This is a genomic window from Shewanella decolorationis S12, from assembly GCF_000485795.1.
In the GTDB taxonomy this organism is placed as follows: domain Bacteria; phylum Pseudomonadota; class Gammaproteobacteria; order Enterobacterales; family Shewanellaceae; genus Shewanella; species Shewanella decolorationis.
The window spans coordinates 23510-47032 of record NZ_AXZL01000060.1 but is presented as its reverse complement, the minus strand read 5'-3'; the positions used below and the strand labels follow the sequence as shown (position 1 = coordinate 47032).

22 protein-coding genes are annotated in these 23523 nt (G+C 46.1%); 14 read left to right on the top strand and 8 right to left on the bottom strand.

Translation table 11 applies throughout. The annotated features are described in order from the left end of the window. Positions 1–352 precede the first annotated feature (352 nt). The 4 genes from SHD_RS08115 (at position 353) to SHD_RS08100 (ending at position 7529) form a co-directional block, all read left to right on the top strand. Positions 353–1417, top strand: a complete 1065-nt coding sequence (locus SHD_RS08115; RefSeq protein ID WP_039977871.1) for a hypothetical protein — start codon at positions 353–355, stop codon at positions 1415–1417. Positions 1418–1620: 203 nt separating this feature from the next. Beyond that, the gene (locus tag SHD_RS08110; RefSeq protein WP_023266663.1) at positions 1621–2565 is read left to right on the top strand and encodes a thioredoxin family protein; all 945 of its coding nucleotides are present in this window, start codon (positions 1621–1623) and stop codon (positions 2563–2565) included. Positions 2566–2567: 2 nt separating this feature from the next. Next, positions 2568–3956: a conjugal transfer protein TraH gene (locus SHD_RS08105; RefSeq protein WP_023266662.1), complete on the top strand. Its 1389-nt coding sequence runs from the start codon at positions 2568–2570 to the stop codon at positions 3954–3956. A gap of 3 nt (positions 3957–3959) precedes the next feature. Next, complete coding sequence (locus tag SHD_RS08100) at positions 3960–7529, top strand: conjugal transfer protein TraG N-terminal domain-containing protein (RefSeq protein WP_023266661.1); 3570 nt, start codon at positions 3960–3962, stop codon at positions 7527–7529. A gap of 32 nt (positions 7530–7561) precedes the next feature. Here the strand turns inward: SHD_RS08100 and eexS are convergent, their stop codons facing one another. Genes eexS through SHD_RS08065 form a run of 7 tightly spaced genes read right to left on the bottom strand, consistent with a single transcriptional unit; the run spans position 7562 to position 11237 of the window. Further along, positions 7562–7993, bottom strand: coding sequence for an entry exclusion protein EexS (gene eexS / locus SHD_RS21580; RefSeq protein ID WP_023266660.1), 432 nt, complete (start codon positions 7991–7993; stop codon positions 7562–7564). 57 nt (positions 7994–8050) lie between these two features. Next, positions 8051–8584 (bottom strand): FlhC family transcriptional regulator, encoded by a 534-nt coding sequence (locus SHD_RS08090; protein ID WP_000566753.1) that lies wholly within the window; start codon positions 8582–8584, stop codon positions 8051–8053. Continuing rightward, on the bottom strand, positions 8581–8880 hold the full coding sequence (locus SHD_RS08085; RefSeq protein ID WP_000210563.1) for a flagellar transcriptional regulator FlhD: 300 nt from the start codon (positions 8878–8880) through the stop codon (positions 8581–8583). The genes SHD_RS08090 and SHD_RS08085 overlap by 4 nt, the downstream gene beginning before the upstream one ends. Then, on the bottom strand, positions 8877–9425 hold the full coding sequence (locus tag SHD_RS08080) for a lytic transglycosylase domain-containing protein (RefSeq protein WP_023266659.1): 549 nt from the start codon (positions 9423–9425) through the stop codon (positions 8877–8879). Before SHD_RS08080 ends, SHD_RS08085 begins: the two co-directional genes overlap by 4 nt. After that, the gene (locus SHD_RS08075) at positions 9412–10074 is read right to left on the bottom strand and encodes a DUF6475 domain-containing protein (RefSeq protein WP_023266658.1); all 663 of its coding nucleotides are present in this window, start codon (positions 10072–10074) and stop codon (positions 9412–9414) included. Before SHD_RS08075 ends, SHD_RS08080 begins: the two co-directional genes overlap by 14 nt. Next, a complete protein-coding gene (locus SHD_RS08070; RefSeq protein ID WP_023266657.1) occupies positions 10061–10930 on the bottom strand; it encodes a hypothetical protein in 870 nt (289 codons plus the stop codon). Before SHD_RS08070 ends, SHD_RS08075 begins: the two co-directional genes overlap by 14 nt. Before the next feature lie 55 nt (positions 10931–10985). Continuing rightward, complete coding sequence (locus SHD_RS08065) at positions 10986–11237, bottom strand: helix-turn-helix domain-containing protein (RefSeq protein ID WP_000451746.1); 252 nt, start codon at positions 11235–11237, stop codon at positions 10986–10988. A gap of 117 nt (positions 11238–11354) precedes the next feature. On the opposite strand from SHD_RS08065, the gene SHD_RS08060 reads away from it, so the two are divergent. From SHD_RS08060 to deoD, 10 genes are all read left to right on the top strand, one after another. Continuing rightward, positions 11355–12002: a LexA family protein gene (locus SHD_RS08060; protein ID WP_015066602.1), complete on the top strand. Its 648-nt coding sequence runs from the start codon at positions 11355–11357 to the stop codon at positions 12000–12002. Between the two features lie 256 nt (positions 12003–12258). Then, a complete protein-coding gene (gene prfC / locus SHD_RS08055) occupies positions 12259–13845 on the top strand; it encodes a peptide chain release factor 3 (RefSeq protein WP_023266656.1) in 1587 nt (528 codons plus the stop codon). Positions 13846–13914: 69 nt separating this feature from the next. After that, positions 13915–14097 carry a hypothetical protein gene (locus tag SHD_RS08050; RefSeq protein WP_327221380.1) on the top strand — a complete coding sequence of 61 codons (183 nt, stop codon included), beginning with the start codon at positions 13915–13917 and terminating at the stop codon, positions 14095–14097. 10 nt (positions 14098–14107) lie between these two features. Next, positions 14108–14872 carry a TatD family hydrolase gene (locus SHD_RS08045; RefSeq protein WP_023266655.1) on the top strand — a complete coding sequence of 255 codons (765 nt, stop codon included), beginning with the start codon at positions 14108–14110 and terminating at the stop codon, positions 14870–14872. 176 nt (positions 14873–15048) lie between these two features. After that, the gene (locus tag SHD_RS08040) at positions 15049–16308 is read left to right on the top strand and encodes a NupC/NupG family nucleoside CNT transporter (RefSeq protein ID WP_023266654.1); all 1260 of its coding nucleotides are present in this window, start codon (positions 15049–15051) and stop codon (positions 16306–16308) included. Positions 16309–16657: 349 nt separating this feature from the next. Beyond that, complete coding sequence (locus SHD_RS08035; RefSeq protein ID WP_039977866.1) at positions 16658–17497, top strand: nucleoside-specific channel-forming Tsx family protein; 840 nt, start codon at positions 16658–16660, stop codon at positions 17495–17497. A gap of 411 nt (positions 17498–17908) precedes the next feature. Next, positions 17909–18679, top strand: a complete 771-nt coding sequence (gene deoC, locus SHD_RS08030) for a deoxyribose-phosphate aldolase (protein WP_011625501.1) — start codon at positions 17909–17911, stop codon at positions 18677–18679. 184 nt (positions 18680–18863) lie between these two features. Next, positions 18864–20195 carry a thymidine phosphorylase gene (deoA, locus tag SHD_RS08025; protein ID WP_023266652.1) on the top strand — a complete coding sequence of 444 codons (1332 nt, stop codon included), beginning with the start codon at positions 18864–18866 and terminating at the stop codon, positions 20193–20195. A gap of 9 nt (positions 20196–20204) precedes the next feature. Beyond that, positions 20205–21419, top strand: coding sequence for a phosphopentomutase (locus SHD_RS08020; protein WP_039977863.1), 1215 nt, complete (start codon positions 20205–20207; stop codon positions 21417–21419). 91 nt (positions 21420–21510) lie between these two features. Then, positions 21511–22221, top strand: a complete 711-nt coding sequence (deoD, locus tag SHD_RS08015; protein ID WP_011071449.1) for a purine-nucleoside phosphorylase — start codon at positions 21511–21513, stop codon at positions 22219–22221. A 99-nt stretch (positions 22222–22320) separates the two neighbouring features. Here the strand turns inward: deoD and SHD_RS08010 are convergent, their stop codons facing one another. After that, on the bottom strand, positions 22321–23505 hold the full coding sequence (locus SHD_RS08010) for an AhpA/YtjB family protein (RefSeq protein ID WP_084294860.1): 1185 nt from the start codon (positions 23503–23505) through the stop codon (positions 22321–22323). Positions 23506–23523: the final 18 nt, after the last annotated feature.

Sequence of the window (23523 nt, the reverse complement as noted above, 5' to 3'; positions counted from 1 at the left end):
TATTCGAAGTTTCTGAATATTGCTTTATGTGCCAGAAGTAGACGTTAGAGGTCTACCTTGAGCACTGATCTGGTCGATTCATCTTTTCCTTTTTTGAACTGCACGATCCATACGTTTTCAGTTTTTCTTTGTGATGGTTGCCTGAATTTCAAAAATCCTATATATTTTTTAGTGGCGCTAGCCACACTTGCACACGAGTGAAAAACAGCAAATTGACCTGAAAAGGCGTATAGAGAACCCAATATTTACTTAAATTTTAATTATACATACATGGCTTGAGAGATCATGTTGTAATCGTGTGTAGCAATGATTGATAACGGTTAATAACTGTCTCAAGCATATGGATATGTATATGAAAAGTTTAAAACCCATCATTTTTACGGCTCATTCTGAGTTAAAAACAGCAATTCCATCAATAAAGAAAAGCCATTTATACGAAGCGTTCGCAGCATTTTGCGGCTTTAAAAGCTACGCGGCATTTCAAGTTGCCTCTGAATATAGAGTTGAAAACCTTGAGATCGCAAATAGACAGTGCTTTGAGCGCTTGCAAGCTTTGGATTTTGATGCAGGTGTTACGCTTCAAGTATGCCAGCGAATCCAGCAAGCTTGGGAGCAATTTAACATTATCTCTTTAGATGATGTTTATGCATTTTATGCTGAGGCTTCTTTTGAAAAAGCATTAGGTGAAACACGAATGCTAGGTGTTTTAACCTCATTCATAGATGCAAATGACTCAGAAGCGATATTGGTTGGTCTTGTTGTAGCTGCGACATTATTGGCTGAATATGAAGACAATCCGGATAACAGAAGTGGCGAGTTCTGGTATAACAAAAAACTAGCTGGTCATTCGCTTAATGTAATTCAGTCTGACGTTGCTGAGCAATACCAGAAAATCGTCCCTTATCGAGAGCTTTTAACGCTGGTATTAAAGAAATTTGAAAACAGTAATGATGCGGTATTTCCAATTCCTTCATCGTTGAAACCAATCTATGATCAATGTGGTGACGGCCATAGCCACTGCTGGAGTGGCTATTTTTATGATGATCCTTATGTTGTGATTGAGGCTATTGGATATGCTTTGCATTGTCATGACGAAGATGAGCCAGTAATCCCAATTAGTTTTTATCTTGATTGGCTAAAAGCTGAAATGATTGTTGCTCCGTCACGCGAAGGGTTGATTGAAATAATCGAAGCTACGATTAGTGAAACTGAAAAGTGGTTTTGGTATTACGTTGGTCTACAGGATGATATCGACGTAACCAAAGATTGTTACAGGGCAATCAATGCTGACACTGGTGAAGATTATGATGATTATGGGCCAGCAGTAGCTGTTGGCGATGACGGTGTAGCGCTTCCAATTATTTCTGACGACTTAAAACTTAAACTAAAAACTGTTGCTCAAAAGCTTATCTCTTAATCTTTGAGATAAAAGTGATGGCTATGCTGAGGCTTAGCCTTTCGCTCAAAGCGTAAAATCATATCTTTTGTTCATTAACGTTAGCTGTTGTTACTAGTCACAACAGCTAGTCAGAAACACTCACAATTCCTTCATCTATCTGGCCAATTGCTCTAGCGGGGATCTTTAGCATGTTAGCTCTATGAAATGTTCTGGAGCTGACAATGAGAACGCCTTTGTTACCTTGGTTCATCCTATGGGTGACCATCCCAATCATTATTTTCTTTCTTTTCATCTTGCCCGCCCATGCTAGTGATGGGCAATTCTATCAGCGTGGTCAGGAAGGCTGGTTTTGGTATCAGGTCATTCCTGAGCCAGCGGAGGCTGAAGAGCTTATTAAGCCGGAATCTGGTGCGGCAGAGTCGAGTCAGAGCGGGCTAAAGCCCTTCAGTGCTGCATGGTTTCGTGAGCACATGCAGTCGTTCATGGACAAGGCAATTGATGAGCCGACGAATGAGAACGTCAGAGCCTATCTGTATCTCCAGCGCGTCATGATGGATAAGGGCTCACAGTTTGCTGATGTTAGTCAGCAGGTGGTCATGGGCGATCCTGTTTTGGATGAAATCAGTCGCAGACCCTTGGCGACCTATGCTGCCAATCGGATGGATCGAGAAGCTGGCGCTCAACGGGATGTTGCTTTAGGTGAGGTAGCAAAACGGGCTGGATTGTTCTTTTTCTATCGTTCAGATTGCCCTTATTGCCATGCTCAAGCGCCTATCATCGAATCTATGGCCTTGAACTATGGGTTCGAGGTGTTTGCTATTGCTGTCGATGGCTTGCCTTTACCCGGTGGAGAGTTTCCCAATTACAAAGTCGATTCAGGACAAGCACAATCCTTGTCCGTTACGACTGTCCCTGCCGTGTTCTTAGTTGACCCGCCTAACGTCATTACTCCGATTGGCCAAGGCGCAATGAGCCTTGATGAGCTCAATAATCGAATTATTCTCGCAGCCCATCAAGCCGGTTGGATTGACGATCAAACTTACTATGCCACCAGACCTGTTCAGCCCGGCGTGTCACTCGCGATGTCAGCTCAAGAGCTTAACGAGAAAATATTACAGGACCCTGAGTTCCTTGTTCGCTATCTGCGTGCACAAGGAGGGTTATAACAATGAAAAAAGTATTCCAAGTATCGCTAATCGCCTGTGCGATTGGTTTTTCATCTATGAGCCAAGCAAGCTTGCAACAGGAGATGAACCAGTTGTTTGGTTCAATGACCAACACCACTGCGCCTGGTGTATTCGAGAGTCAGCGGCGTGGCGTTATATCTGGTGGAAGCGTTGTTGTCCGTAACAGGATCATGAACGAGAACCTCGTCTCAATGGTGCCTCCGTCATTCCAAGCAGGTTGTGGCGGCATTGATATGTTCGCCGGAAGTTTGTCATTTGTTAATGCAGATCAGTTTGTTCAATTACTTCGCTCTGTAGCGGCAAATGCCAAGGGATACGCATTCCAATTGGCGCTCAGTGCTATGTGTGAGAAATGTTCCCAGCACATGGAGACTCTGCAAAAGAAAATACAGCAGTTGAACGAATATTTTGGCAATTCCTGTCAAATGGCTCAGGGAGTCGTGAACGATACCCTAGCCGCCTTTGGTAAGAAGGGGCAAACAGAGGCCAGCATGTTGAGCTCACTTAAAGGGGCTGGAGACATTTTTACCAGTTGGAGTGAGTCCAATGGTAAGAACCCTTATGAGAACGCTTCAAGTGTCGCGGCATCTGATGTAAACAGAACAATTAAAGGTAATTTGGTTTGGCGAGCACTGAAACGTCATTCGGCATCAAGCTGGTTTGCATCGGGGGATGACCGTTTTCTTGAAGCGGTTATGTCGGTGACGGGTTCGATCATCGTTGGTGATTTAGCGAATGCGGCTGATGGCCAAGGTAAAGCCCCAAAGCTGACCAGACTGAATGGCAATAAAGTGACTATTGAGCATCTAATTCATGGCGGTAACGTCGCTATGTACCGATGTGACACAGTAACACAAGACGGCTGTCTGAATCCGACAATCACTAACTTGACCCTAACCGGGTTATCAACCCAGGTAGAAAATTTACTTCTTGGTACAGGTTCCAGTAACGGTATTATTTTTAAGTTTGCTCGAAATACAGGGGCTGCTAGCACCACCGAAAAGGCTTTTATGACCTCGGCTCCTGCAAGCATTGGCGGCATGATTCGAACACTTTCTGCATTAAATGAAGGGACTGCTAGGTCGTTTGCTTCAAGAGCGGCGCCATTTATTGCTGTTGAGATGGCCCGAGCATTGGTTGAAGACATGCTCAATGCAGCTAGAAGTACCTCCGGTGTGGAAGATCATGCCTATGCGAAGTTATTAACGGAAGACCTTGAACGTGCACGTCGCCAAATCAATGAGGAGTACGCTGCGTTGCAGCGAAGATACGGCTCAGAGCAAGAATTGCTGGCGCATTTTAACCAGGTGATTCAGACCATTCGCAAGCAGCGTTATTACACCGTTAAATCTACGGCACTGGGGGAATAGGTCATGTGGGAGATCTATTCCATCGGGGATTCGGCATTTTTAGAGCAGGTCTTGAACGCTGTCGCGATGATTACTGGTACAGGCGACTTTACTTCAATGGTTCGCATTGGCTTGCTCATTGGGGTATTGATGGTCTCTGTTCAGGCCTTAATGCAAGGCGGTCGTGGGATTAACTTTCAGCACGTTTTAGTCTCATGGCTAGTCTTTGCAACCATGTTTGGACCCAGTACCCGAGTGAGCATTGAGGATGCGTATACAGGGCAAGTTCGAGTGGTTGATAATGTGCCCATCGGTGTTGCTGCCGCAGGCAGTACGATTTCGACTGTTGGCTTTCAAATCACGCGATTGTTTGAAACGGCGTTCTCAACTCCCGCGATGACGGAATACGGCTTTGCATCCAGTTTGCAGTCACTGATTAAAGTGAGAAAACAGGTGATGGATCGCTCTGGGTTGGGTGATGCAAATCGTGTCGGCGGCTCAGACATCGAGCAATCATGGTTTAACTACATCAAAGAGTGCACCTTGATTGGCATCGACATCGGCCAAAAGAACCTAGATCAGGTGCTGAGTGATCCTAACCCGATGACAGCGATTAGGTTTGATTCGCGCATTTATGGCACGCGCATCATGCTCAGTGGTAGCAGTAGCGATCTGGACTGCACCGATGCCTATAGCCAACTGAAACTCATGACAGAATCAACCTTCATTCCAAGGCTTAAACAGGTTCTGTCAGCCTCATTGGGGACTTCGTCAGCAACGGACACTGATGACGTGATCCGAAATGCACTGAATAACCTTGGTTTGGCTTCGGTTAACACCCAAGAGTATATGACCGCGTCAGTGCTTTTGCCTATTTATGAGCAAAGCGTGACGGGCAAGTATATGGATGATCAAGCTTTCACCGCAGCCGTTATGGTTAACCAAGCGATTGAGCAGCGTAATACGCAATGGGCGGCGGAGCAGACCCTGTTCCAGAGTATCGTTCGTCCGATGATGACGTTTTTTGAGGGGTTCATTTACGCCATCACCCCATTGATGGCCTTTGTGATAGCCCTTGGCCAAATCGGGATGCGAATGGCTGGGAAGTACTTGTTAATCCTGCTTTGGATTCAACTTTGGATGCCTGTCATGGCCATCATTAACCTGTATATTCATTTAACCGTTGCAGGGAAAATGTCTGCTCTTGATGCCTTTGCAGGTACAGAAGTGCCATCTTTTGCTGGGATGATGCAGATGGATTCAGTGCTGCAAACCTGGATAGCTACTGGCGGCATGTTGGCGTCGAGTGTTCCGGCGATTTCGCTCATGCTCGTTTATGGCTCAGCAATAACCGCTACCCACTTGGCTGGGCGTCTACAAAACGGTGATGCCATTGATGAAAAGCTGGCAAGTCCAGATGTCGCGAAAAATGCCCCGGTAATGCAATCACAGTCAATGTTCCAAAATTCAGCCCTCACTGGTTCTGCTATGACCGGCGCGTCAAACCTACTAAGCAGTTTCTCTGTCGGAAACGCAGTGGGTTCAATGGTCGGCTCTGCAAAAGAATCCATGACTCAGGCAACTCAAGCCTTTAGCCGTCAGGTTGGCAATACCATGAGTCGAACCTTTGGTGAAAAGCTAAGTTACGACAACCTTTCTTCGGTTGGACGTCAGATTGGTTCTTCTAACTCCGCATCTAGCGCCGTTGTTAATCAGGTTACTGATGACCTGCAAACTCGGTATGGTTTTGGAGACGATAAAAAAGATGCTGTACGTGGCTTGGTATCGGGCGTGCTATCGGGAGGCCTAAGGGTCGGTGGCGATGGAACCATTACTAATCCCGGTGAGAAAGAAGTTGCTGATAAGGGCTTTCTTGGAAGGCTTCTTGGTACTGGCGGCAATGATTCTCCACAGGGCAACTTGCCAGGAGTCGATAAGCCAGACTCATCTCGTGTACCAAAACTATCAAGGGTACGAGCAGGGCTGGATTTAGGTGGTAACTTTAGTGGCCAAGTTGAGTCGTCAGAAGGCAGTTCTCGATCTACGACCGCAAATACGCTCACTGGGGAGATGCAAAGCTTGGCATCAAGTGATTCACGACGTGCTGAGTATCGCGATGCGATGGTTAAGGACCTTTCAGATTCAAGACGTTCTGGCGTTGAAATGTCGTTGTCTAACCAAGACTATCAGTCACTTCAGAGTTCAGCACAAGACGTTGTCACGGCATCAAATCGCTTTAGTGAGCTTGATCAGGCCAGCTACAGTCTATCAGGACAAAGAAATACTGATGGTGCGACGTTAACCCGATTAGCGGCGGACAATCCTGAAGTCATGGATTATTTAGGTCGCTATATGAACCAGCATGTTGAAGCAGGTAACCGTTTACGTGAAAACCTTCCAATGTATCAGCGCTTGCTACCTGATGATAATCAGGCGTATGTAGCGGCAGCTATGGAGTCTTTAACCTATAGCAACTCTTCAACGCCCGCTGAACGCGACAATGATTATCAAGCTGCAATGACGGTTATGGCCATGGCTACCGGAGCCGATTTACGATCAATTCAGCCGCGCTCAAATGAAGGCTTGTCATCAACTGCACCTACTTTTGGTGGTACTCAAAGCCAAGTTGAATCGGGTGTATTGGGCGGCTACGAGGATGCAGCAACAGTTCAAACTCAGTTCAACGCAGCTCAATCGGCTTACCAAACCAATCTGTCTGGTATAGATGGACAGTTGAATGCGCATCAGCAGCAAGCTCAGCAGGCCGTAGCTACTGACACAAGTACCTATCAATCTGGACTAAACAGTGAAGCTGGATCTCAGTGGCGATCACGCATTATGGCTGATGATAGCGGAGTTTCTGGTGCTGAAATGTTCTTCAACAGCGCCAGTGCTATTGGTGATTTCAGTGGCAAGCATACTGATGCAGCTCTGCATACCTTGAATCACTTTGGCGAAGACTATGAGAGTTACAAAGAACAAGCGCTTGAAGATCCTGGCTCACGAGGTTTCTTGCACAACGCAACGGTGGCCAGCAAATCAACCTGGGATGGGTTAAAAGCCGCCGTTGATGCCGGAACCTCTTTGGAAAATCCATTGACGGCGTTTAATGATGCATACAGTGGATCGAGTTCGCAGTATGCCTCCGAAGTAAACTGGGGCACTAAGTCTGAAGCCATGTTGGCGGGGGCATTTGGTGCGGCAGTTAACAATCGATATGGTGAGTTCTTAGAACAGTATGCCGATGATTTCAAACAGGAAGCATACAGCGAAGGGCAGAGAATGGGATTGACCCCGATTCAAAGTCAAGTGTTCGCTCAAGCTTTCAATGAAGGTTTGGCGGGACGCGTATTCAACTCTGAAGACTCATCGAGTTGGTCGCCTGAAATGCTAGGTCTAAGGGAGCAAATGCTAAATGAGTATCGTCAAAAGGATGAGAGTGGCGCTTACATTCCTGACAGTGTGTCCGAAGAAGATAAAGCATTTGTGGATAAGCAGATAGCGGTGATCTCAAATGCATCGCTTGCGGGAGATTATGCTCAGAACAACTTGATCGATATTAGGGCTTATAACCAGGCATCAGGAAGGAACTGAAAATAGAAGGTAGCCAGCTTGTGGTTGGCTGGCTATTTTTTTGGCTTTTTGGGATACCTTGGATAAAAGCCATCAAAAAACGAATGGAGCTTATACCAATACCATTTTTCTTCAATGCTCAAAGTTCTACCCGAATCTTTAACTTGGCTACTCAAGAATCTAATTCCAGTACAAATAGCTAAGAAAGAGAGTCCCAAACCAACAATTGTCCAACTAGTTTGCCAATATGCGATTGCTAAAAACATAGTGGTGATGGCTATAAGGCCGATGGGGTTGCAGGTCGCTTTGAATCCCAAGTAGCTGAAAAAAACGACGGTGCAGAACAGAAATGGCAGAGCCGCTAACTTGGCAGATGCCGTTAATATTTCTGATGGAAAAAAATGAGCCGCAGCCAAAGTCGCCAGAAAAAGCCCCAGTGATATAAACCAGCAGCGTGCTGGTAAAGATTTAAGTAAGTTTGTCATCTTCTTAGTACTCTCAAAGTGCACGGGAGGTGCACAATCAAATCATGCATCAGCATGTTAGTTCTCAAAAAGTGCTCTAGTGGTTTGCTCGGCCATAATCTCGCACACAGGGCATTTAAGCTGAATGCGCTGTTGAGATACCGTCAAATACAGACTACCGCATCGACACCGGTGTAAGGATGCAAGCTGTGATCTTAAATCACGAGCTAGAACCCAACCTTCATTGATGGTCAGTTTTTTCCAGGGGATCTCAGCTGGAAGATCTGCTTCTTCTCTTGCAACCAAGTACGCATCGTAAGCCTTCATCAAAGCATCGATATTTAATTGCTTGTAGACATTATCACCACCAATATTGACATAAAGCGCCATCAGCAGAGAGCCTTCAACTAATGCTCTTCTGCTTTTAACGATGGCATCAGATTCTGGCAATTGACCAGGACAAGGTGACTTGCCAGTCACTTCTTTGTGGAGCCTTCTGATAATGTGGATTGGCAAACCTGTATCGAGCGCGATAATGGTTGTTCTAAATCCGTATTTAATAAGCAGCGAGGCTCGGGTAAACAGCTCACTTTTGGACAGGTTATCAATCATGCATCCCCCTTGTTGTTTAGGGTTGATAATAAATAAGCGATTCTTGGGATACCTGTGCCTTTGCTCTTCACCATCTCAATCAGTTGGCTTTGGTTACCCCTTGGTTGAAACAGCATGAATGATGAGGTCGCCACTCGTTGCAGGTCGTCAACACCAGCATTAATCAGAGCATCAACCACGTCGCGTGTAAGTCCAAAGCGCAAGACCGCCTCTTGCGGATCAATTCGCGCTAATTCTCGTGCTGCGTGTAGGTACGCCAAATTTAATTGATAGAAGTCTTGTTGATTGGTTGTCATTGACGGACCTCCAGTTCATGTAAAATATTGCGATAAATAGAAAGCACTCTTTGCCCATACCAGCGTGCACGCTCTTCGTTCCAACTGTGATAGCGGCCTATGCCAAGCTCTAAATCATTTGGTGAAGACTTGATTGCTTCGGCCAAAATACTTGAGCCGACCGTAAGGTTGGTGATGGGGTCTAGCAGTTCCGCTGCTGAGCTCACCCGATGCCCATGCCAATGCAAATTGATTTGCATAAGGCCAATATCGAGCTGATATTTTTCAGTCTCTTGCAGTGCCTGGCTTAACAGTTGCTCTGCTTCTGTCTTAGATTTGGCGTAGGTTGCATTTGAACCATTGCGAATTGCGTATGGCCATGGACTGGTCATGTTGAGACCACGATGTGAGGCCGACTCAGCCAAGGCAACGGCGTAGAGCATGACTGGATCAATACCAACGCTTTGTGCTGCTTTTTCCCACTGATAGCCCGGAAACGCATAGACTGAAGTGCTTGCAGACATGGCTATCACTAGGGCAATGGTTTTTGCTTTAATCGTTTTCATTTTTGTCCTCTAATTCATTTCCGAGAAGCGCTTGAATGGCTTTCGGGCTTATTCTTTTTAAAGGCACTGCGCTAAAGTCGGCGATGCCTCTCGTATAAACTTGTGCCGCTTTTGACCAGTCACCCACGGCAACAGGCGCTTGCATATCAAATCCTTTTTGCTGGTTCTGATGGTCTGCAATACCCTGTAATAGCCTTGGGTATTCACCCACTTCGTCCCGCAGCAAGTAAGCCTGGTAGCGTGTTAAAAACTCTTTTTGCTTAAAGGGGTATTCCCTGTCATCAACTTTGCAGAGTTCAACCCATCCCCCCATGTCTGAAATCACGCGGTGGATAAGTGCATCGTCAAACATCACGGATGTCCAAGCACCAACCTGACGAACAGCCTTGTCAACTTTGTTCCAAGCAACCATGGCTCTTGAGCCAGAGTTGCCGTCGATATGCTTGATGACGTCAGCGGGCTTTGGAAAAAATTGCCCAGTATCCGGGGATTGAATATGCCGAGTCAGACCGATTCGTACCTCTTCAATGCTGTAAGCACGAAGGGCTTCAAATGCGATGGATAGCAATTGCGGTGATACGCTTTTGCCATACATGGCCCAAGCGGCTCCCCAAACATCAGCAAATTCGCGTTTATCAACCTCCTGCACTTGAACGAACCTCCCGAATACCTGGTCCGGCCCAGCTTTCAGCAATGCGGCGATTGCTTTCTTCAATATTCAATTGGTGATTGCTGACCTTTAGGCTCGTCGATGATTGCTGTACTTCATCAATGCGAACGTACTCGTCTTCCCATTGCCGGTTTAAAAGCCAGTTATGTGGCATAGGGGTCTTAGTTCGATCTTGATACTGCAACCGGTTGTCTCGTTGCTCTTTCCAGCGTGTTAGGACTTCCAAGGCGAGTTCATGATCTTCATTGAGGCCCATGCGCAGCCATTCTTCTTTGGCTTTCGCTTTTTTTTCTTTGCGTATTTGTACATCCCAGAAGTCTTCAAACTGTATGTGATCAACAGTTTTAACTGTTGGTTTATTGCTTCTCTCAGAGTCATCCGACCGTTGAGAGTCCCTTACCGGGTTGCCATCAGGCATAAACAATGATGAAAATTCTTCTGGAAGCCGAGCTTGAAAAGCGGCAAGAGATTTCAAAAGCGATGCCATACCAACGAAGTCGGCAGGTACATCTTTAAGCAACCGAAAGGCTGCCTTACCTTGGTTTGGGTTTTCGATTGGGTTGTGCTTCAGAAAGCTTCGAATCAAAGTCCAACCAGATTCCTCGCAACGAATCAGGAACTGATCTTGTTCTAACTCACTTAACGCCTTGGCAACCTGTTGCTCATCCCAGTTCAAGTCAGAAGCAACGTAACCAATCGGCAGTCGAAAGCAGCCAAGCAAATTACAATGCGGGCATGTAAGCAAATACAGTCCTAGCAACTTCGCTGAGTCACTCCAGGACAAAACATTTTGCTTTAGCCAAAAGCGGGTATAGACCTTGCCATAATCACGCATGGAGGTACTCGCTTTTGTGTTTACGTAAAATGCTGACCATTACTTGCCCTTAATCCTACTGGTTACTGGCTTTCAGCTCGCTTGGGCATTCGGGGTAGATGTCCGGTCTTAACTGAGATCGGGTTACCTGTCCTTGCGTAGCTTGTTCGATGGGTAAAACGAATTCAGCGGGAACACGCCCTGATTTATTCAACCAAAACCAGACGTTTTGCTGTTTTGAGTTGATGGCTCGTGCTAATGCTGATTGCCCGCCGACCAAGTCAATGGCACGGCGGAGATGTTTTTGTGTCGTGTTGAACACTTCCATACCGTCTCCTGTTACAATAATAACTGTTACAAGATTGAATGTTACAGTTTAAACTGTAGGTAAGTCAACAGTTAAAATTGTTGAAAGGCTACAGTTTTATTTGTAGAATACGGGCTTATGAAAACTTTATCCGAACGACTAAACCATGCCTTGCAGCTTACTGGGGTGACTCAGTCTGAGTTGGCTCGTCGCATTGGTATCAAACAGCAGTCGATCAGCCAGATTTGCTCTGGTAAATCGGCTAGGTCTCGTTACACCATGCAGATCGCGGAGGCGCTTCGCGTGAATGCTCATTGGCTCGCCACAGGTGATGGCGAGATTGGCTTGGGGGTCGGTAATGTAGAAGTAGGGCCTGACATTAAAGGGAGTATTCCTCTTATTAATTGGGTTCAGGCTGGGGATTGGACTGAAATAGCGGAGGGATTTGCCTTTGAAGATGCAGAGGAGTGGCGTGAAGTCACTGGGAAAGCACATGAAGGTTGTTTCGCGCTTCGCGTAAAAGGCGACAGTATGGAAAATCCAAGCGGCAAAAAATCAATACCAGAAGGTGCTGTTATAGTTGTAGATCCTGATGCTCCTTACTCATCTGGTTCATTGGTTGTAGCGCGGCTTGATGATTCAAGAGAAGCAACCTTTAAACAATTAGTCTTGGATGGTGAGCAAAAATATTTGAAGCCTCTCAATCCACAATATCCAGCAATACCGATCAACGGCAATTGCTCAATTATTGGCGTTGTTAAACAAGCTATCATCGATTTTTGGTAGCGAAGGAATTTGTGGTTTAGCCACAGTTGTTCATGAGCTGAAGAAGCAACGATTGCAAACAGCTACAACTGAGCATTGGCGCACGCTGAGAGTAAATGGTAACCGATTAGATAACCATTGATTGTTTATAAAGTCAAGATCAGCGAAAATAGCGACCAATTACGATTAACACGACGGATTTGACAAGCGAAGAACTGAAAAGAGAGTACTTCCAAAAGTGTGTACAAATCCGTGTACAAACTAAAAGAATTTATACATGGCAAACCAAGATTTTCTCAATGAAATCAATAAGCGAAGGACCTTTGCTATCATTTCGCACCCCGACGCGGGTAAAACCACCATTACCGAAAAAGTGCTGTTATTCGGAAACGCGCTGCAGAAAGCGGGTACCGTTAAGGGCAAAAAATCGGGTCAGCACGCTAAGTCTGACTGGATGGAAATGGAAAAAGACCGTGGTATTTCGATTACTACGTCTGTCATGCAGTTCCCATATGGCGGTGCGCTCGTTAACCTACTCGACACTCCCGGCCACGAAGACTTCTCGGAAGATACTTACCGCACCTTAACGGCGGTTGACTCTTGCCTGATGGTTATCGACTCGGCAAAGGGGGTTGAAGACCGTACCATCAAATTGATGGAAGTAACGCGTCTGCGTGATACGCCTATCGTCACCTTTATGAACAAACTCGACCGTGATATTCGCGATCCCATCGAACTGATGGATGAAGTTGAGGATGTACTCAATATCGCCTGTGCGCCTATCACTTGGCCGATTGGTAGTGGTAAAGAGTTTAAGGGTGTTTACCATATTCTGCGTGATGAAGTGGTGCTGTACCAAAGCGGTATGGGGCACACTATCCAAGAGCGCCGCGTGATTGAAGGCATCGATAACCCTGAGCTGGATAAAGCGATTGGTAGTTATGCTGCTGATTTACGTGATGAAATGGAACTGGTTCGCGGTGCATCGAACGAATTTGATCACCAAGCCTTCTTAAAGGGTGAGCTTACGCCCGTCTTCTTCGGTACCGCTTTGGGTAACTTCGGTGTTGACCATATCCTCGATGGTATTGTGGAGTGGGCACCAAAGCCGCTACCTCGTGAAAGCGATGTGCGGATGATCATGCCTGACGAAGAAAAATTCACCGGTTTTGTGTTCAAAATCCAAGCCAACATGGATCCTAAGCACCGTGACCGTGTCGCCTTTATGCGTGTTTGCTCGGGTCGCTATGAGCAAGGTATGAAGATGCACCACGTTCGCATCGGAAAAGATGTTAACGTCAGCGATGCCTTGACTTTTATGGCGGGTGACCGTGAGCGCGCCGAAGTGGCGTATCCTGGTGATATTATTGGTTTACATAACCATGGGACCATTCGTATCGGCGATACTTTCACCCAAGGTGAAAAGTTCCGCTTTACCGGTGTGCCAAACTTTGCACCTGAAATGTTCCGCCGTATTCGTCTGCGCGATCCGCTCAAGCAAAAACAATTGCTTAAGGGCTTAGTGCAGTTGTCTGAAGAAGGCGCTGTGCAGGTGTTCCGTCCATTAGACTCGAACGATTTAATCGTTGGTGCTGTAGGTGTACTGCAGTTTGAAGTGGTTGTTGGCCGCTTAAAGAGCGAGTACAACGTTGAAGCGATTTACGAAGGTATTAGCGTTTCAACTGCACGCTGGGTTTATTGTAAAGATGAGCGTAAGCTAGAAGAGTTCCGCCGCAAATGTAGCCAAAACTTGGCACTCGATGGTGGCGATAACTTAACTTATATTGCGCCAACTATGGTTAACTTAAATCTTTCAATGGAAAGATACCCTGATATCGAGTTCGCTAAAACACGCGAACACTAACAGGTAAGTGACTCTAGGGTAAAAGGCGGTGATTCACCGCCTTTTTTGTATCTAAAATTTGAGGGGTGACTGATGATAAGTTGGATAACTCGTGCGTGGCAGGCTTATATCCGTTGGTGCGACAAGATGGGGCTGACGCCAGAGAATCGCCGCTGTTGTATGCCTCGATTGGAGGACCCGCCATTAGCCCGCAATAAGCCGAATTGCCAAGAAAAGGCTGCTACATCCCATGGAGAGACAAAATCGGAGTAATGGATTGATGATGTTAGATACCCACGCGCACCTCGATTTTGTCGAGTTTGATAGTGAGCGCGATCAAGTCATACAGCGTATGCATCATGCGGGCATCGATAATCTGATTATCCCAGGAGTATCACCACAACACTGGACTAAACAATTGGCCATTGCTGAGCAATACCAGTGTTATTTTGCCTTAGGGATCCATCCTTGGTTTTGCCCGGAAGATGTTGATAAGGCCATCACAGAATTAACATTACAGGTTGCTCAGTTACGAGAATGTCCCCGTTTTGTTGCCATTGGTGAGTGTGGGTTAGACAAACTTTATGCTGACAATTGGAGCAACCAGTTAGCATTTTTTGACGCTCAGTTGGCGCTTGCTTATGAGCAAAATTTGCCTGTTATCGTCCATGCCGTCAAAGCACATCAAGAAGTATTGTTCCATTTAAAGCGCCATAAACTCCCAAAAGCGGGCGTAATACACGCCTTTTCTGGCAGTCCTGATATTGCACTCGAATACACTAAGCTAGGTTTTAAACTTGGCATTGGTGGTTTAGTGATGAATCCTAATGCGAAAAAACTGCTCAAAACTGTCAGTGAATTGCCCTTAGAAAGTTTCCTACTTGAGACTGATTCTCCAGCCATGACTCCACTAAATGTTACAGAAAAACGGAATCAACCCGCTAATGCTGTACTTTTTATAGACAAAATTGCAACTTTGCAAAAAAAATCTAGTGTTCTAATATCAGAACACTTGGTGTCGAATGCAATGCAACTGTTTGACCTTTAGTTGTTTTTGGTTAAACAGGTGTAGGTCGCAATAGCATTTTGCGCTAAGCGGTTGAAATTAAACTCCAAAATTTTGATCAAAACGACGATTTTCGACTTTCTCTCGGGTATAATCTGACTCGGAAATAGGTTGATTAACAACATAATTAAAAAGTGTTAACAATAGGGTGATGGTTAATGAATATATTGATGAGCTTAGTAGGGGTGGTCGTCCTACTTGCGATAGGTTTCCTCCTATCGAATAACAAAAAAGCAATTAACTTGCGTACTGTGGGTGGTGCATTAGCCATCCAGGCTGCCTTCGGTGGTTTTGTACTGTACGTTCCTGTGGGTAAAGATATCCTGAAAGGTGTATCTGACGCTGTTTCAAGCGTTATCGGTTATGCACAAAACGGTATCGGCTTCCTGTTCGGTGATTTAGCTAACTTCAAACTTGGCTTTATCTTCGCGGTAAACGTGTTGCCAGTTATCGTGTTCTTCTCTTCTTTAATCGCCGTTCTGTACTACTTGGGCGTAATGCAGTGGATCATCCGTATCATCGGTGGTGGTCTGCAAAAAGCATTAGGCACAAGCCGTACTGAATCTATGTCTGCGACAGCTAACATCTTCGTTGGTCAAACTGAAGCGCCGTTAGTGGTTCGTCCATTCATTCCTACAATGACTCAATCAGAACTGTTTGCGATCATGGTGGGTGGTTTAGCTTCTATCGCAGGTTCAGTACTGGCTGGTTACGCACAAATGGGCGTGCCTATTGAGTACTTAGTTGCTGCGTCATTCATGGCGGCACCAGGTGGTCTATTAATGGCTAAACTGATGCACCCAGAGACTGAAGTGGCTAAAAACGACATGGATGAATTACCAGAAGATCCTGATAAGCCAGCTAACGTATTAGACGCTGCTGCTGCGGGTGCTTCATCTGGTATGCACTTAGCGTTAAACGTAGGTGCAATGCTGTTAGCCTTCGTTGGTTTGATCGCAATGATCAACGGCATCATCGGTGGTGTAGGTGGTTGGTTTGGTGTTGAAGGTTTAACACTGGAACTGATCCTTGGTTACATCTTCATGCCTTTAGCTTTCTTAATCGGTGTACCTTGGAACGAAGCGCTGGTTGCTGGTTCTTTCATCGGTCAGAAGATCGTTGTTAACGAATTCGTAGCTTACCTGAACTTTGCTCCATACTTAAAAGACATCGCTGATGGCGGTATGGTTGTCGCTGAAACTGGTTTAGCTATGACTGACAGAACCAAAGCGATTGTTTCGTTTGCTCTGTGTGGTTTCGCTAACTTGTCATCAATTGCGATTCTGCTGGGTGGTTTAGGTGCTATGGCTCCTAACCGTCGTCACGATTTAGCTAAAATGGGTGTTCGTGCGGTTATCGCCGGTTCTTTAGCTAACTTAATGAGTGCAACAATTGCGGGTCTGTTCTTAGCTATCTAAGTGCAGAAACGTTGGGGAGTCTCTCCCCACTAACTGGGCCTTGACCATGCAGGGCAGGGCCTAAGTTAATTCAACCATTTTCCAATAGTGATTCCTGAAGTGAGTAGTTTCTCCGATTGTCTAAGGTAGATGACGGTTAAACTATAGCTGTAATGCTGCCTAAACTGTCGTGATGTACGGTTAAGTTAATTAGTCGTAAATAGTAAGTCGCGACTTTGTTCACAATTAAGAATTTTGTGTTCGTGATTTTACGCCAGATTATTGAGATTTTTTTTAATCGAGGTAAAATGCGAGCGCCACAAAAAGAACGCTACCCAAGACGGTAGCAACCAAAATAATGGGGTTGATGATGAAAAACGTTAAAACTTTAGCTTTAGCCGCTACAGCAGTAGCTGCAATCTCTGGTAACGCATTTGCTGCAGACCGTACAGACCTTCACGGTTCTGACTACAAGTGGATGCAGTTCAACGCTATGTACTCTATCGGCGAAAAGCCTGATAACCCAGCTACTGGCGACCAACACAACTACTTAGAAATGGAGTTCGGCGGCCGTTCTGGTGTATTCGACCTCTACGGTTATGTTGACGTATTTAACTTAGCAAACCAATCAAGCAGCAACGGTGACAAGAACCCAGGTTCTGGCACTAGCAAACTGTTCATGAAATTTGCTCCACGTGTTTCTATCGATGCATTAACCGGTAAAGATTTATCTTTCGGCCCAGTACAAGAAGTTTACTTCTCTACTCTGTTCAACTGGGACGGTCTGAACGGTGAAGGCGTTAACTCTACTTTCTGGGGTGTTGGTGCTGACGTAAACGTGCCTTGGTTAGGCAAAACAGGTATGAACCTGTACGGTTACTACGACATGAACGCGAAAGAATGGAACGGTTACCAATTCTCTGCTAACTGGTTCAAGCCTTTTTACTTCTTCGACAACAAGAGCTTCCTGTCATTCCAAGGTTACATCGATTATCAATTCGGTGCTGACGAAGACAAGACTGCTTTCGTACCAAAAACCTCTAACGGTGGTAACATCTTCTTCGGTCTATACTGGCACTCAGATCGTTACGCTCTGGGCTATGGCCTGAAAGGCTTCAAAGACGTTTACCTGTTAGAAGACGGTGCTGGTGCACTGGCTCTAGAATCAACAGGTTGGTCACACTACCTGTCAGCTACTTACAAGTTCTAATTTCTTGTAAGAGCCGTTGGAGCCGCGATGGCGGCTCCATCTTTTATGTGTCATGAATCTTTATCTAAACCCATTTATAATTCGAGCAGTGCGTTTATATAAAGGTTTGTGTTTTTCTCGCGCTAAAACGGATTTTTCGCGGAAAAGTAGGAACAAGACATTATTCGTATCCTCTCTTCCGGTCTTCAAGGATTCAAGTCGTGATCACTTATAGTCAATTTAAGTGTCAGGATGCCTAGTTATGTATAGGCAAGATTGAATACCTAATAAAAATGTAATTTGCCCTACACAAATTACTCGGCATCGCCTGAAGGCCCGGCCATATAAAAATAATCAAAATAATGCCACCTCTAAGCGTTGCTTATAAGCGACTGATTTCTGTTTATTTGTTTTTTCTTTTGGAGAGCTATTATGACTGATTTAAAAAAAGCAGCACAACGCGCCATCGAACTTATGGATTTAACCACCTTAAACGATGACGATACTGATCAGAAGGTGATCGACCTGTGTCACAAAGCGGTAACGCCAGCGGGTAATACTGCTGCCATCTGTATCTATCCTCGCTTCATTCCTATCGCACGTAAGACCCTCGATGAGCTGGGCGCCGAAGACATTCAAATCGCGACAGTAACTAACTTCCCACACGGTAACGACGATATCGCTATCGCGGTATTAGAAACCCGTGCCGCCGTTGCCTATGGTGCCGATGAAGTCGACGTGGTATTCCCTTACCGCGCGCTGATGGAAGGTAACGAAACAGTCGGCTATGAGTTAGTCAAAGCCTGTAAAGAAGCTTGTGGTGAAGTATTACTGAAAGTGATTATTGAATCTGGTGTATTAGCCGATCCTGCGCTTATTCGCCGCGCTTCTGAACTGTCTATCGATGCGGGCGCAGATTTTATCAAGACTTCTACCGGTAAAGTGCCAGTCAACGCGACACTTGAAGCGGCTGAAATCATGCTAACTGTGATCAGTGAAAAGAACACCAAAGTGGGCTTTAAGCCTGCTGGTGGCGTACGTGATGCTGCTCAAGCTGCAGAGTTTTTAGGTGTGGCTGAGCGTATTCTTGGTGCTGATTGGGTCTCTCCACGTACCTTTAGATTTGGTGCTTCAAGCTTACTCAACAGCTTGTTACACACATTAGAATTAGCCGATGCGCCTAAGCCGACTCAAGGCTATTAATCGAACATTGCATCTCGATTAATACTAAAATCGTATATCGAAACTAATTAAGTGTGACCTAAATCTAGTTGGAAACATCAAAACTTCGATAGCATGTAATTGTAATATTGCTACAGTTTTGATGTTTCATTGCAAAGCTAAATAACCGATATGTTGTATTAGTATTTAGCTTGGAGGCAGTATCATGTTTCTAGCTCAAGAAATTATACGTAAGAAACGCAATGGTTTAGCCTTGAGTACCGAAGAGATCCAGTTCTTCGTTAAGGGTATAACCACCAATGCAGTGTCGGAAGGTCAGATCGCCGCATTGGGCATGGCTGTGTATTTTAATGACATGAATATGGATGAAAGAATCGCTTTGACCACAGCAATGCGTGATTCTGGCACTGTACTCAATTGGCAATCACTTGGGCTTAATGGCCCTGTCATCGATAAGCACAGTACTGGTGGTGTCGGTGATGTGATTAGTCTGATGCTCGGCCCTATGGCTGCTGCCTGCGGTGGTTATGTACCGATGATTTCGGGTCGCGGACTCGGACACACAGGCGGCACGCTCGATAAGTTCGACGCTATTCCTGGTTATCAAACCGAACCTTCGAGTGAATTGTTCCGCAAAGTGGTTAAAGACGTTGGTGTGGCGATTATCGGCCAAACTGGCGATCTGGTTCCCGCCGATAAACGTTTCTACTCCATCCGTGACAACACTGCGACCGTCGAATCCATCTCCCTCATTACCGCCTCTATTCTCTCTAAGAAATTAGCTTGTAGTCTCGATGCATTGGCGATGGACGTTAAAGTCGGTAGCGGCGCATTTATGCCAACGTACGAAGCCTCTGAAGAGCTTGCTCGCAGTATTGCTGCGGTATCCAATGGCGCCGGCACTAAAACGACGGCCTTACTCACCGACATGAACCAAGTATTAGCCTCATGTGCGGGTAATGCGGTTGAAGTGAAAGAAGCCATCGACTTCTTAACCGGTGCTTACCGTAATCCTCGTCTATACGCTGTTACTATGGGCCTTTGCGCCGAGATGTTACTCCTTGGTGGCCTAGCTACTGATGAAGCGGATGCCCGTGCCAAGTTAAACCGCGTATTAGATAACGGCCGCGCTGCCGAGATCTTTGGCAAGATGGTTTCAGGCCTTGGTGGCCCTGTCGATTTTGTCGAAAACTACAGTAAGTACTTACCGCAATCGCAAATTATTCGCCCTGTCTTTGCTGATACCCAAGGTTATGCTCACAGCATGGACACCCGCGAACTTGGTTTGGCCGTGGTTACCTTAGGTGGTGGTCGTCGCAAACCTGGTGATGCACTCGACTACAGTGTCGGTTTGACGCAAGTCTGTGCCCTTGGCGATAAGATTGATGCTTCAACGCCGATTGCTGTTATCCACGCGCAATCCGAAGATGCCTTTGCTCAGGCGGAAGAAGCGGTGAAAAAAGCGATTCATATCGATGAAGTCGCTCCAGAAAAAACACCTGAGATCTATGCTTATATTCGAGCTTCGGATCTTTAAGGAAGAATTATGAAACGTACAGTTATAATGATGTTGGATTCCTTTGGCGTGGGCGCAGCAGGTGACGCCGCCAAGTTTGGGGATCTAGGTGCTGACACTTTTGGCCATATCGCTAAAGCGTGTGCCGAAGGTAAAGCCGATATTGGCCGTGAAGGTCCATTAATGCTGCCAAACTTGGCCCGTTTAGGGTTAGCACATGCGGCGATGGAGAGTACCGGGGCATTTGCACCAGGCTTTGCGGACAATGTTGAGCTGATTGGTGCCTATGGCCACGCTCAGGAATTAAGTTCGGGTAAAGATACCCCGAGCGGTCACTGGGAAATGGCGGGAGTACCCGTATTATTCGACTGGGGCTATTTCAGCGAGCACCAAAACTCGTTCCCTAAAGAACTGACAGATAAGATTTTAGCCCGTGCGGGACTCGATGGCTTTTTAGGTAACTGCCATGCTTCTGGCACTACGATTCTGGAAGAATTAGGCGAAGAGCATATGCGTTCTGGCAAGCCGATTTTTTACACCTCGGCGGATTCGGTATTCCAGATTGCCTGCCATGAAGGCACATTTGGTTTAGAAAACTTATATCGTCTTTGCGAAATCGCCCGTGAAGAGTTAGAGCCTTACAACATTGGCCGCGTGATTGCGCGTCCATTCGATGGTACAGGCCCAAGCGACTTTGCTCGTACAGGTAACCGTAAGGATTACTCCCTCGAGCCGCCAGCGAAGACAGTATTAGATAAGTTAAAAGCCGCTGGTGGTGAAGTGGTGAGTGTGGGCAAGATTGCCGATATTTACGCTTACTGTGGCATCACCAAAAAGGTGAAGGCAAACGGTTTAGAAGCGCTATTTGATGCGACGTTAGCCGAAGTGAAATCAGCGGGTGAAAATACTATCGTATTCACTAACTTTGTTGATTTTGACTCCCACTATGGTCATCGCCGTGATGTGGCAGGTTATGCGAAAGGGCTGGAGTATTTCGACTCGCGTTTACCTGAAATGCTCGCGCTGCTGGATGAGGACGATCTGTTAATCCTCACCGCCGACCATGGTTGCGACCCAACATGGCAAGGTACTGACCATACCCGTGAATATGTGCCTGTATTGGCCTATGGCGCAGGACTGAAAGCCGGTTCACTCGGTCGCCGCAACAGCTTCGCCGATATCGGCCAATCTATCGCAAGCTACTTCAAGCTTGAGCCGATGGAATACGGTGAGTCGTTTATCTAAGTAAACGTGCAAGATCTCGATTTGGCGGCCAGCATTGGGCCGCCAGTAAACAAAGACTTAAGTCTTAATAAAATAAACAGGGGTTATTTCGATGGCAACACCACACATTAATGCTGTAGAGGGCGCATTCGCTGAGACAGTTTTGTTTCCAGGCGATCCATTACGTGCAAAATATATTGCTGAAACATTCTTAGAAAATGTTGAGCAAGTGACTGACGTTCGAAACATGCTAGGTTTTACCGGTACTTACAAAGGTAAACGTATTTCTGTTATGGGTTCAGGCATGGGTATTCCTTCATGCTCAATCTATGCAACTGAATTAATTAAAGACTACGGCGTTAAGAACCTGATCCGCGTGGGTACTTGTGGCGCGATCAGCACTGACGTTAAAGTGCGCGATGTGATCATCGGCATGGGTGCTTGTACCGATTCGCAAGTTAACCGTTTACGTTTCAAAGGCCAAGATTTCGCTGCTATCGCGAACTACGAGCTGATGAATGCCGTGATCGAGTCTGCCAAAGTGAAAGGCACTAAGATCCGTGTTGGTAACGTTTTCTCTGCCGATCTGTTCTACACTCCTGATCCACAAATGTTTGACGTGATGGAAAAAATGGGCGTGTTAGGCGTAGAAATGGAAGCCGCTGGTTTATACGGTGTTGCCCATGAATTCGGTGCCCGTGCACTGTGTGTGGTAACTGTATCTGACCATATCCGTACTGGTGAAAAAACCACTTCTGAAGAGCGTCAAACCACGTTCAACGATATGATCGTGATGACATTAGACGCAGCAATTACGCTGTAATCTGTCGCTAATCTCGTCATAAGAAAAGGGTTCGCACTGCGAACCCTTTTCTATTGTCTCTGACCCCAAGACGCTTCAGTTTGGGCTGATACGTCTCAATTAACCCGTAGAATCGGTATCTAAATCGCTCGGTTGAGTTAGGGTTTTCTCTGTGTTGGATTTCGCCGAATTGGTTTTCACGCGGCGTACCGATTTTACCTTAGGTTTATTTGGTGCGGGCGTTGAGCTTTGCGGCTCAGTTGTTGAAGCTGTCGCTTGGGTCGCATGTTCCTTGGTATCCACTTTAGACTGCGACAGAGACGTAGACTCAGATGATGACTTGTCCTTAGTATCTTTCTCTGGTTTAAGCTCCGGTTCCGTATCAAGCGCTTTCTCTGATGCAACTCTTTCTGGCGCAAGCACAGCTTTTGTTTCTGCGTTTGTTTTGGTTTTCCTTGCTTTAGGTTCGGCAATGGCTTCATTGATGTCTTCATTTGGCGCTTTACCTGCTGCCGATTTCTCCAAGGGCTGAGTGTCAAGGTCTGTTGCTTCTTTGCTTTCTTTGGCCTTCTTAGCTTCTATCGGCTTTTGAGCGGTCCCAGTGTCACTTGCGATAAAAGCATCTTGCTGCGTATCTTGATTACCCGTGGCAGTCGGTTCCTCGGTTGCTTTTATAGCTTTATTCTTCTTAGGGTTTTTACGCAATTTGGCGCGGGTGCGACGGCGGTCAAAATCGGCGCGCTTAAAGGACAAGGCGCGTGATAACAACATGCCGATAAGGCCAGCAACCAGAAGCATCATTTGCTGCTGCTCCATATTCAGGTTATGCGCTTCTTTGATTTCATTAAAAAATAGTTTGGTATCGAGCCTAACCTCGACATAGCCTAAATTCTTTCCATCTTGGATCACGGGTTCGACATAGGGCGGATATTTACTCAGGAGCAAACTCATGTCTTCGGATTCGGGGTCTAAGGTTTCCTTGGTAATACTTTGGGCGAAGGCTAAGCGTATACCTTGGTCGCTGAAAATGGCCGCCGAAATCACCTTAGGATCTTCGACTAATGCGCTAGCCAGCCATTGGAGCTGTTCATCGTTTTGCAATTGTAGGGCGGGCGCCGCGCTGTAGGCCGTTTGTTGCACCAGTAATCTGGCCATCTTTTGCGTTTGGGACTTTAGAAGCAGCTGACCTTGTAGTAGGCTTGTCTGCCACAATTGCACTAAGCCGACCATCAAGGTCAAGGCGATGGCGATTTGGAGCAGTCTACTGATTTTATGGCTTTTCTTTAGCCCTTTAAGATATAACACTTTGACCCTTAATAGTGA